The 12,155-nt window shown below is 57.5% G+C and carries 6 protein-coding genes; 5 read left to right on the forward strand and 1 reads right to left on the reverse strand.

Going from position 1 to position 12,155, the window contains the following annotated elements; all coding sequences use genetic code 11:
- Positions 1–6 precede the first annotated feature (6 nt).
- From RBB32_RS19630 to RBB32_RS19650, 5 genes are all read left to right on the forward strand, one after another.
- Positions 7–585 (forward strand): ImuA family protein, encoded by a 579-nt coding sequence (locus RBB32_RS19630; protein WP_306155235.1) that lies wholly within the window; start codon positions 7–9, stop codon positions 583–585.
- On the forward strand, positions 500–1,978 hold the full coding sequence (locus tag RBB32_RS19635; RefSeq protein WP_306155237.1) for a DNA polymerase Y family protein: 1,479 nt from the start codon (positions 500–502) through the stop codon (positions 1,976–1,978). Before RBB32_RS19630 ends, RBB32_RS19635 begins: the two co-directional genes overlap by 86 nt.
- A complete protein-coding gene (locus RBB32_RS19640) occupies positions 1,975–5,262 on the forward strand; it encodes an error-prone DNA polymerase (RefSeq protein ID WP_371931089.1) in 3,288 nt (1,095 codons plus the stop codon). The genes RBB32_RS19635 and RBB32_RS19640 overlap by 4 nt, the downstream gene beginning before the upstream one ends.
- 317 nt (positions 5,263–5,579) lie before the next feature.
- Complete coding sequence (locus RBB32_RS19645) at positions 5,580–6,329, forward strand: hypothetical protein (protein WP_306155239.1); 750 nt, start codon at positions 5,580–5,582, stop codon at positions 6,327–6,329.
- A gap of 199 nt (positions 6,330–6,528) precedes the next feature.
- Positions 6,529–11,733: an ATP-binding protein gene (locus RBB32_RS19650; RefSeq protein WP_306155241.1), complete on the forward strand. Its 5,205-nt coding sequence runs from the start codon at positions 6,529–6,531 to the stop codon at positions 11,731–11,733.
- A gap of 266 nt (positions 11,734–11,999) precedes the next feature.
- On the opposite strand, the gene RBB32_RS19655 is transcribed toward RBB32_RS19650, so the two are convergent.
- Positions 12,000–12,155, reverse strand: a 156-nt coding sequence (locus RBB32_RS19655; protein ID WP_306155246.1) for an AlpA family transcriptional regulator, incomplete at its 5' end; no start/stop codon positions are given.

Consider the following 12,155-nt stretch of genomic DNA (forward strand, 5'->3'; position numbering starts at 1 on the left):
CACCGCATGACCGCACCCACCGACATACCGCTCCCCTTGCGCAACGCCCGTGTTCACGAGGCGTGTGGGCCGGGGGCGGTGAGTTTTGCAGTGGTCGCGGCGGCGCGGGGTGGGGATGTGCTGTGGGTGCGGGAAGCTTGGCAGACCGAGGCCATTAATCCGGTGGGGCTGTCGGCCTTCTTTGATCCATCGAAGCTGCTGTTGGCCCAGACCAAGAACCAGACCGAAACGCTGGCCGTCGCGGAAGAAACGCTCAAGGACGGGGCTGTGCCGCTGGTCATTATCGAGATCAGTCGCCCGCTCAATCTGCGCGAGGGGCGGCGCTTGCAGCTTGCCGCACAGGCCGGGAAATCGACGGGGCTGTGCCTGATCCCCGAAGGCATGGGAAGCAACGCGGCGGAAACACGGTGGCACTGCACGCCGGTTTTCGATTCCGGGGACTCGACTCTGATGCGTTGGAAAATTATTAAGAACAAATCGGGAACACTTGGGTCTTGGCATGTTCGATGGAATGCAACGTCGCATCGTCTCGATGTGGTTTCCCCGGCTGGCGAGCGACCGGGTTCTGCGGAGGCATCCGATTGACGGCCCTTTTGCCCTGACGCTCAGGCAGGCGAATACGGAGGGGGTGCATTGCTTCAACATGGAGGCCGAGCGGCAGGGGCTATACCGGGGTATGAGTTTCACCGATGCGCGCGCCTTTTGTCCAAATCTGCAAAGCCGTCCGGCGGACCCTGTGGGCGACGCCCGGTTCCTGCACGTGCTGCGCCGTTGGGCCACGCGCTATTGCCCGTGGGTCGGCATCGAAGGTGACGATGGGCTGGTGCTGGATATTACCGGATCGGCGCATCTGTTCGGCGGCGAACCGATGATGCTGACGGATATGCGTCAGCGGCTGAACCGGGCCGGGCTGACCGCCCGGATCGGGCTGGGCGATACGCGCGGGGCGGCCTGGGCGCTGGCCCGTTTCGGAGAAGGTCGGGCAGAGGCAGGGCAACCCCACGATACGCTGGCAGGCTTGCCTGTCGCCGCGCTGCGGCTGGAGGGTAAGACGGTCATCGCCCTGCAACGTCTTGGCCTGCGCACGATCGGCGATCTGGAAGGTGCGGCGCGTCCGCCACTGGCCCGCCGTTTCGGGCCGGACCTGTTGCTGCGGCTGGATCAGGCGCTCAGCCGCCAGCCGGAACAGATCGCCCCGCTGAAAGAGCGGCCCCATTACGGGGTCCGTTTGAGCCTGCCTGACCCAATCGGTTTGTTTGACGACGTGATGGCGGCCACATCGCGCCTTCTGGACCAGCTTTGCGCCAAGCTGAAAGCACAGGAGACCGGGGCGCGGGGGCTTTGCCTGACGTTGCGCCGCGTCGACCAGGAGGCGCAGACGGTCGAGTTGCGCCTTGCAAGCCCGCTGCGGGATGCGGCCCGTATCCTGCCGCTGTTCGAACGTGGCGTAGGCGAGATCGACGCCGGTTACGGCATTGACCAGATGCGGCTTGAGGCGACACAGGTCGAACCGCTGCCCGTGCATCAGATCAGCCATATGTCCTCGGGCCGGGCGGACAGGCTGAACGATCTCATCAGCCGCATCGGCACCCGGATCGGTCTGGAGAACGTGCAGCGGTTCCTGCCCGCCGACAGCCATATCCCGGAACGCGGCTTCATCATTGCCGCCGCGGCCTATTCAGAACCGGGCGGGCCGTGGGTCGCGCTGCGCCCGCGCCCTTTACGCCTGTTCCCGCCGGAACCCATCGTCGGAGCCGGGCCGCGCCCCCCCGAGCGATTTCGCTGGCGACGCATGTGCCTGACCACGGCACGAGCGACGGGGCCGGAACGCATTGCCCCGGAATGGTGGCTCCCGGATGAAAACTGGCGCAGCGGATTACGCGATTACTGGCATGTGGAAACCCGTCAGGGGCGGCGGCTCTGGCTGTTCTACACGCCGCAAAACCCCGGCTGGTTCGTGCAGGGGGAATTCCCATGATCGAAATCGTCCGGGATCAGCGACAGGTCGAAGCCGCCCGTTTCGATGAATTGCTCATGCAACAGGCAAGAGCCGGTTATGCCGAGCTCTGCGTGACGACGAATTTCACCTTCCTCACCGGGGCGTCCCATCCCGAGGAACTGATCGTTCGCGCCGCTGAACTCGGCCTGTCCGCCATTGCCGTTACAGATCGCAATTCCCTGGCCGGGGTGGTGCGGGCCTACCGGGCACTGACAGAGCTTCGGCAAGATGCGGTGCACCTGCCGAAACTGATCGTCGGGTGCCGTCTGGTGCTGCGCGACAGCCCGGTGGACTGGATCGCCCTGCCACGGGATCGCGCGGCCTATCGGCGGCTCACCCGCCTGCTGACCCTGGGCAAGCGGCGGGCAGGCAAAAGCGATTGCCACCTTGACCCGGCCGATTTGCATGAGGGTTGCGCCGGTATGATCCTGATCGCCCTGCCAAAGGGCGGATTGAACGCCGCCGCGCCACATATCCAGAAAATGCAGCGGCATTTCCCCGGCCACGTCTTTCTGGGGGCGGCCCCACGTTATGACGGCTCCGATCAGGCTTATCTGACCGCCTGCGCCCGTGTGGCACTCGGAACTTCGGCCCCGATGGTCGCGGTCGGGGACGTGCTCATGCATCGGGCCTCACGCCGTCAGCTGGCCGATGTGCTGACCTGCATGCGTGAACATATCACGATTGATCAGATCGGGACCCGCGCCCTGCCCAATGCCGAGCGCCGCCTCAAAGGTCACGCCGATATGGAACGGGTGTTTCGCAATCACCCCGCCGCCCTGCGCCGCACGCTGGACATTGCCGCCCGGTGCAGTTTTTGCCTGGGTGAACTCAGCTACGAATACCCCGATGAAATCTCGGATGGCGAAACCCCGCAGGCGCGGCTGGCGCGACTGACACAGGATGGCCTGAAACGGCGCTATCCGAATGGCGCGCCTCAACGGGTTCACGATCTGATGGAAAAGGAATTGAAACTTGTCGCGGAACTGGGCTTTCCGGCCTATTTCCTGACCGTCCATGACATCGTTCAGTTCGCCCGCGCACGCGGCATTCTCTGTCAGGGGCGTGGTTCGGCGGCCAATTCGATCCTCTGCTATCTGCTGGGCATTACCGATGTATCGCCGGATCAGATCGCCATGGTGTTCGAACGGTTCATCTCGAAACACCGCGGTGAGCCTCCGGATATCGACGTGGATTTCGAACACGAGCGGCGCGAAGAGGTGATCCAGTGGATTTATGAAAAATACGGCCGCCACCGCGCGGGGCTTTGCGCAACGGTGATCCATTTCCGCAGCCGTGCCGCCATCCGCGAGGTCGGCAAGGTCATGGGGCTGTCGCAGGACGTGACAGCGGGCCTCTCCGGTCAGATCTGGGGCATGTCCAATGGCGGCGCGAACCCCGAGCGCATCAGGGAACTTGGCCTTGACCCGACCGACCGCCGCCTTGCCCAGACCATCCGCCTGATCGGCGAGATCATCGGCTTTCCCCGTCACCTGTCCCAGCATGTGGGCGGTTTCGTCATCACCAAGGGGCGGCTCGATGAACTGGCCCCCATCGAGAATGCGGCGATGGAGGATCGCACCATCATCGAATGGGACAAGGACGACATCGACACCTTGGGCATCCTCAAGGTGGATGTGCTGGGGCTTGGCATGCTGTCCTGCATCCGCAAGGCGTTCGATCTGATGCAGGCGCATATGGGCGAAACCCTCACCATCGCCTCCGTTCCGCAAGAGGATACCGCCACCTACGATATGCTTTGCGTGGCCGATGCGGTTGGCGTGTTTCAGGTCGAAAGCCGGGCACAGATGAATTTCCTGCCCCGGATGAAGCCCCGAACCTTTTACGATCTGGTGATCGAAGTCGCCATCGTGCGCCCCGGCCCCATCCAGGGCGGCATGGTGCAGCCCTATATCAAACGGCGGCAAGGGCTGGAAAAAGCAGAACCGTTCGGCCCCGAATTGGAAGCGGTGACGCGGCGCACGCTCGGCGTGCCGCTGTTTCAGGAGCAGGCACTGCAGATTGCCGTGGTCGGAGCAGGCTATACCGCCGAAGAGGCCGACCACCTGCGCCGTTCGCTCGCCTCGTTCCGGCGCATGGGCACGATTGGCGAACATCGGGATAAGTTCATCGCCGGGATGCTCCGCAACGGCTATGCTCAGGAGGTGGCAGAACGCTGTTTCGGGCAGATCGAAGGCTTTGCCGATTACGGCTTTCCCGAAAGCCACGCGGCGGCCTTTGCCCAGCTCGCCTATGTTTCGGCCTGGCTGAAATGTCATCATCCCGCGGTCTTTGCCTGCGCCTTGCTGAACTCCCAGCCCATGGGGTTCTATGCCCCCGCCCAGATCGTCCGCGATGCCCGCGACCATCAGGTCGAGCTGCGCCCCGTCTGTGTGAACGCCAGCCACTGGGACAACACGCTGGAGCGCCGCGCCGACGGGGCACTGGCCCTGCGTCTGGGCTTTCGCCAAATCAAGGGCTTCAAGGAAGACGACGCCGGCTGGATCGTGGCCGCCCGTGGCAATGGCTATCGCGATCCTCAATCCGTCTGGCTGCGGGCCGGGGTGGCCCCTGCGCTGCTGGAACGGCTGGCCGAGGCAGATGCCTTTACCGATATGGGGCTGACCCGACGCGATGCGCTTTGGCAGGTGCGGGCGATCCGCGGGCAGGCGCCGCTGCCCCTGTTCAACGACCCGATTGACGGCGAAAGCATCCGTGAACCCCATGTGACACTGCCCCCGATGCATCTGGGCGAGGAGGTGGTGGAGGATTATGTCTCCATGCGCCTGACCCTGCGGGCGCATCCGATGGAATTGCTGCGCCCCACGATCCCCAACCTGACACCACACGACAAGCTGGCCACCGCACCGCTTGGACAGGTCAGCGTCTGCGGCCTTGTCATCACCCGTCAGCGCCCCGGCACGGCATCCGGCGTGATTTTCCTGACACTGGAGGACGAGACAGGCGTATCGAACGTGGTGGTCTGGCCCAAAACCTATGAACGCTTCCGCCAGATCGTCATGGGCGGGCGGCTGTTGCGTGTAACGGGCCATCTGCAACGCGAAGGTATTGTCGTGCACCTGATCGCCCGACAGATCGAAGACCTCTCGCCTCGCCTGTCCGATCTTGGCCATCCGATGGAAAACACCATTGGCCAGACAACTCCGCAAACCGACACCGCCCCACGCCCCAAGCGATCCCCGCGCGCAATGCACCCGAGAGATCAGGCCAAGCGGTTGTTCCCGAGCCGGGATTTTCATTAGCGGCCCATATCAGACGATCATCAACACTCCGAATGCCGCATTGCGGCTTTGCTAAAGCGGACATAAAGAAATCCTGCCAGCTTGCTTGAAATATGATCAAGCACGCACCATATCGATATCGAGTGAAGCGAGGGGGTCCTCGCAGGCGCCTGATAAGCGTCATGTGCCCGAAAGGGTATCCGGTTCGAGCCCGGTGCTCCCCGCCAAAGCCCGCTCTTCAGAGCGGGCTTTTATTTTTGTCCCAAACCCGAGCCAATGCGCCGCAAAGATGATGTAGCATCGGTATTGCCGTAAAATATTTCAAGGAATGAAACTTGATGGAAGTCTTCTATTTCAAAGGCCGCGTAGTCCCTGACCACATACCGCTCACCGTGAACTACACTCCAAAATTCGAGCGGAAGCCAAGTCTGGAAACAGAACCCGACTCTGTCATCGAAGTCTCGATTCTTAAGGGCGGGTTCCAAGTTAAAGTTGAGGTCGAGCACTATACCGACGACAAAGCACTAGCGCTTTTCCAAGCGGCCTGGGACGCAGCTCAACGTTTGGCGAATGCGGCAGGATTTATCAGTGCTATCCCTTATCAGATTGTTGTCGATTTTGTCGTGAGGCCAGACGGCTCCGTTAAAGCACTTGCACTTGGTGATGCTTATCTGAGATCACTTGGTACTTTTACCGATGACGACATCGAGACCATCGCAGACCTCATGATTGCAGATCATGCATTTGGCGAAGCGGTAGCAGATCTTCTATCGATGCTCAGCAAGACCCACTACGCTCCGATCAGCTATGGTAGAGTTGCAGAAAGCATCGCGCGACTCATAGCTCCAAATGAAAAGCAAGGTGCCATGTGGGCTAAAGCGCGGAGCGAACTCAGGGTCAGCGAAGTTTTTTTGAGAGCGTTGACGGAGGCATCGACTGATTCAAGACACGGAAATCGAACACCAGTTAGTGCGGCGACCAATCGGAAACTAAGTCAAATGGCATGGCTTCTGGTTCATCGCTATGTCCACTATCGGTTACGTGAAGCCAATCTACCAATGGCTGAGTTTCCCGAACTGTCTGGATAAGTCCAATCTAGTTTTCCTCATCTTTTGTAGCAATCGTAGCCCATTCCCGAACTCCACCAGATGATAGAAATACTACGTTGCAGCCCGCCTTTCTGGACATTGCGTTCGCAATACCACGGCAAACTGACAAGTTCATGTTTTTGCTTCAATCGAGTCCGAGTAAGATAGGGCCATTCGAGCAAAAAATGTGGATATACGAATGACCGCGAGTCCCGAGGCAACAGGTGGTGTCGGCTACACCTTTGAAGATTCAATAGTGGCGTCATATTTGACCAGCCTCCTTGTTGAAGGTGGTGCGCGGGGAATCTCTGAAGCGATTACTGACGGCGTCTTGCTCCAGCGCGCGGCGCTTGGTGAGCCACTAGACGATATAATCGTGGAGGCGTCGGATCGATACGGCCAACCTACCAAATTGGCTCTGCAAGTGAAGCAAAGCCCAACGCTGAGTTCTGCTGAAACGAATACCGACTTTCGGGACGTCATTTCGGCTAGCTGGCGAGAATTCAAGAAAGACGGCTTCAGAATAGGTCGGGACCGTGTTGGCTTAGCTGCTGCTAATATCGCGCAGTCCACACTCCGGGCAGCCCGCTCTACGCTTGAATGGGCTCGTACATCTAAGTCGGCAGACGACTTTTTTAGGCGGCTCGAAACCGAGAATTTCGCAAGCGACGCACAAAGAAGGTTCGTGAGCGATGTCCAAGCTCTGCTCCCAGCAGAGGCGCAAGGTGAGGAAAATACGTGGCAGTTTCTAAGGCATTTTGTCATCCTCGTCTTTGACACGCTTTCAGAAGGAGCGTCAGGTTCATTCGAGGCAATTGAACGTCTGCGGAATGCGCTACCAACTGGAGAGCGTCATCGTGCCGAAGAGCTTTGGGTACGACTTTCCCAGATATCTCGACAAGCGTCGGGCGCAGCAGGCAGCTTTTCAAGGGCAACATTGGTTGAGCAGCTTTCGGGAGTGTTTGATCTTTCTTCTCTTCCAAGCATGCGCAGCGATCTGGTTAAGGTAGCAGAAGAAACAAGACACGCACTTCAAAGTATCGGAATGGATATCTCTGGGCTGATTATCCCGCGCAATAGTATTCTCGATAAGATTAACGACATTGATGATGGCAAGCGATTTATCCAATTAGCGGGCGAGGCCGGTTCGGGAAAGTCGGCGGTGTTACGTGCGCTGGCCGAAGAGCGCGCCCGGCACGGTTTCGCTCTTGTTCTGACCGAAAAGCGTCTCGTCGGCCCCGGCTGGCCCTCACTGGCCACGCACTTGCGCCTAGAAACGGAAAGGCTTGCTGACCTCCTTTTTGAGCTAGCCACACTTGGAAAACCAACTCTGTTCATCGACGGGATAGATCGCCTAGGCAATGAGACCCGCCAGACAATCTTGGACATCGTAACTATTCTTCTTGATGATCCAAGGCTTGCGGACTGGCGCGTTGTGGCATCTACCCGGTCTTCACACCTCGAAGACTTGAGGATATGGCTTCCTCCTCAACTCATTGAGGAGGGCCAAGCACATATCGTCGAGATCGATGGATTTGATGATAATGAGGCTGGCATCCTTGCTGAGCGGTTTCCAGCGATGCGCGAAGTCCTGTTCGCCGAAGGTCAAGAGAAGGAATTTGCAAGGCGCCCTTTCTTTGCTCAAGTGTTGGCACAGCGTTCAGTGAACACTGATGGAGCACCGGGCAAGTTTTCCGAGATTTCGCTAGCACAGGTTTGGCTAGAAGGACCGCAGGATCTACATGATAAAGCCTCTTCGATTGAACGCCGCCAAACGATGGTTGAGCTAGCCGCGAGATGCGCTCAAGCAACCAATAGAAGCGGCGCAGTGGAAGGCATCTGCGCTCAGGCTCTGACGGCACTAGTACAAGAGCGAGCGATAGCTGAGGTTGCGGGTAGCGGACGATATTCCTTTACCCACGACATATTTCTTGAATGGGCAATGTTCGGATTGTGTCGCCAAAATGGTCCAGATTGGCCGGGCACCCTCGCGGCTGCTGGCGACAGGCCCGGACTAATCCGGGTGGTAGAGCTACTATCACAGTTTGAATTCGAGTCTGAAGACACTTGGACTGAAACACAATTGGCACTGGAGCAGCAGGAAGCATGGCGTCATTGGAGCAGGGTTTGGCTTCTTGCCCCATTTGCCTCTCCGGCGTTCTTTGATCGCAAAGAAACAATTTCGGGTTTTTTGAGTGAGGACCGTCGGCTCATCCGGCTCCTTTCTTCTTTCCGAGCGCACAAGACCATCGAAAACCTACTGGTCGTTCATGGTGCGTTCGAACTCAGCGAGAAAACAAAATTCGAAAAATTCAGAATAGCTGACTTTTTGTCTTGGCCCCGCCCTGTTCGGAATTGGAGGCGACTGCTGATCTGGTTGCTTTCGCTTGATTGGAACGAGGCAACGGCCGAGGACATTGTTGACACGTTCGACGTATGGCTGAACCTGTTTCAAGATTATCCCGACAAGATCAAAGATCGTTTTGCTGAACGTATCGATCAAATTTTGACTGAGTGGGATGCCTATGACTATTGGGACCGGGGCAAAAAGACCACTCCGCTGGGGTTTCACAAGGACGGTTTCGGCGGTAAACTTCGACAGGCTTTCCTAAGGTCCTCTCTCACCAACACGGACCTACTAAGTCGTAGGCTTCGAGCGTGGACAACTGAACGGATTGACGACAAGGTCCAGTCCAGCGTCTTTGCGTGGAGTGTGCGCCTTGCCAGTGCGGTTCCTGATGCCCTAGCTGACTTTTCGTTCCAGGCGTTTATCGAGCCACTGCCATCAGAGTCAGCTGAACGGTCACGGGGACACATGATTGGATGGTCGCCCGATACTACCGATTGGGATTCTCCGGGCATTAGTGACCATTCGCGCCACTGCCATCCAGCCTCTCCTATCCAGCAACCATTTGCAGCCCTTTTCGAGCACGCGCCTCAAGAAGGTCTTCGTTTAATTCGCAAGCTGCTCAGCCGGACCGTTGTCGCGTGGAGAGAGCTACCCCGATACGACTATCACAACCGCGAAATTCCAATTCCATTCAACGTGAATTTTCCTTGGGGAACTCAAGCGTTCTGGGGTGACCAAAGGATTTATGGTTGGTATCGAGGTCTGTTTTCTTGCGACATCCTCGAGTCGGCACTTATGGCGCTGGAAGATTGGGCGTTCTCCGAGCTTGAAGCCGGACGGGATGTTGATGAGATCGTAAGGGAGCTTGTTACAGGACACGACAGCGTGGCCACGCTGGGCATCGCCTTGGGGGTCTTGTTGGACAAGGACGCGCTGTCACCTGCGGCAGCCGCTCTCGTAGGCTGCCAGCACATCTGGGCCATGGACGAGTACCGCTGGCAACACGACGTCCAAGGCCTTCACTCAAACGAGATCGGAGCGAGCTTCGGCTTTTCTAACGAGACAACTCATCTTGAAGCACTTAAACGCCTCAACTCGCGGCCTTCCCGGAAAAAGAACATCAGTTGGCTCGCGACAGCATTCATTCTCACAGCTAACGACCAACGCGAAAAGGTAGCGGAAAAGCTTACCTGCTTTCCAAATGAGCTACCTTTCACCCACGAAGGTCAAGAAGATGATGATGAGCTAGTTGCATATTTTCTGCATCGAGCCGAGGAGTGGGCCGCTATTGCGGACCTTACGAACTATGCTCAGGTGGAGACCGATGATGGGAGAGTCGGCGTCGCATTCCAGCCATCAGACGAACGGGTGCAACAAGCCGAAGAAGCAGGTGAACGGCTAGCCCATTGGAACGAAGGCTTCCAACTGCTGAAACAAAGTGAGTCTTGGTTCGAGAGCGGCAAAATTGATGATCAGGCGCGAGATGAGATTGTTGCGCTCGCACGCGAGGTCGATAACGAGGACCTGTTCAAGTCTGGTTTCGATGCCGGAGACCCCGGCAGCCGCCGCGCTGGTGGAGTGGCAGCCGTGTCAGCAGCCATCCTAAGTTTCGGTGCCGATCTTCCAAAAGATCAACAGGAATGGGCCGAAGGCGTTGCTTTCCGCGCAGCCAATACTGTTCCGGCAAGCAATGAGTTCTTTCACGTTGATGCTCCTGCCGAAGACAGACCCGAAACATTTGCGTCAAAGGGATTGGCGGCGATAATCAAGAATGGTGGGCGATCAGTAAGTTCAGCGCGGCAAGAGCTGGTTCGGTTGTGTTTTCATCCCTACAAGGGCGTGCAGTTGTCTGCCTTGTCAAATGCCGCGTTATGTTGGCGAGAGCAAAAGGACTTCGCTGACAAATGCACGGCGCTCGCCTTCAAGTTGACGACACTTGAATTGGATCGTGGTTCGTCTGATTGGTACCGACGACGTGATGAGAGACACAACCTTCTGGCCTCCGAAAAACAACAGCTGCTTGAGGCGGCTATACAAGGCCTAGCATCTGGCGATTGGAACAAGCTGTCTGATACCTATGCCGAAATTAAGCCGGAGCATTTGGATCAATGGCGCGTCAAAGACTTTGCATCGATGTTGTCGATCATCCCGAAAGACAGGTTCACTGATGATGATGGCTTTCGAGACGACACATTGTCGCTTCTGCGTGACTTCGTGAACAAGCTCGCCGCAGCGGTCAGGATCGCTGACGAGGCTGAACGCCGCTCGGGTTCAAGGCTATGGCGAGAGTTTTCGACATGTATCTGGAGCTTAGCATCGATTTGTGAAGATTTACCTACTGAACAGGTGCGCACCGAGATCATACCCTTGTTGTCTTTATTGCCTATCGAACCGAAAAGCGAAGTCCTCTCTACCTTCGCGAATGCATACTCTTGCATGCGACTTCTGGATGCGCCGGAGGTGCCATCAGGAATCTTCGACGTTTTCATTGATATCTTTGAGGCGGTTGAAGACCACCCCGATTGGAAACGTCCGGAGTGGCGGGAGGACTATGGTCTTCCTGATCAACTTCACAAATTGGTTCGTATCGCAATGGGGGCAAATTGGGATCGGCCAGCAATGGGGGCGGCCCGCTTCGCTAACAATGATTGGTCAGATGCAAAGCTACTCAACCCATCGATTGATTGGATGCTCCAACGATTTGGGCACCTGCCTCAGGTCATGCAAGCATTCTTGCTCCATGTTGAAAGATCCTTCGATCATCGCAGAAGCGATTTCCTTGCTTCTAGGTTGGGAGGCATCGCGCCCGCCGTATGGCAGTCTAGGGGGTTTTGGTCCGGGGGGAGAACTGCACAGCTTGCCGGTCTACTTCAGACTTTTGCCGAACGCGACGCGCCATTGCAGCCTGATGTCCACGTGCAGTTTTTGGAGATTCTCGATCACTTGATTGAACTTGGGGATCGTCGCGCAGCAGCACTTCAAATGAGCTCGCTGTTTGACCTGCCACGTTTCAGTAATCCGCCGCAGGTTGCACAAATCGAAACTTTGCAGTGAGGCCTCATCACAACTTCGCGTCGAAGGTCCGCTTTAGAGGTCAAGGCTTTGCCCGTTTGCATCCGCAGCGAACGTCCGCTTTCCGCCCTTTCTTCGGGACTTGCAAACGCCCCACTGCCGTAGCTCGTTGATCATTAGTGTAAGGGTTTAGGCATAACACATACCTGCCAAGCTGAGTGAGAATTGTCAGCTGATGACATCGGATGAAACCAAAACCGCCCGGCGCAAATGACGCCGGGCGGTTTTTGCATGGGATGGTCTAGTACTCAGACTTCCGGGCGGCTGGCCATCCAGTCGGATATGGTGCTGGAGTGCCACCCGATAAGCCGTTCGGTCAGTTTGACAGGGGCCGGAAATGTGCCCGCATTGATATGTCTGTAAATTGTCGAGCGGCTTAGGCCAGTAATTTTTTGTACATCTTT

The sequence above is a fragment of the Roseovarius sp. MMSF_3281 genome (assembly GCF_030733685.1).
GTDB lineage: Bacteria > Pseudomonadota > Alphaproteobacteria > Rhodobacterales > Rhodobacteraceae > Roseovarius.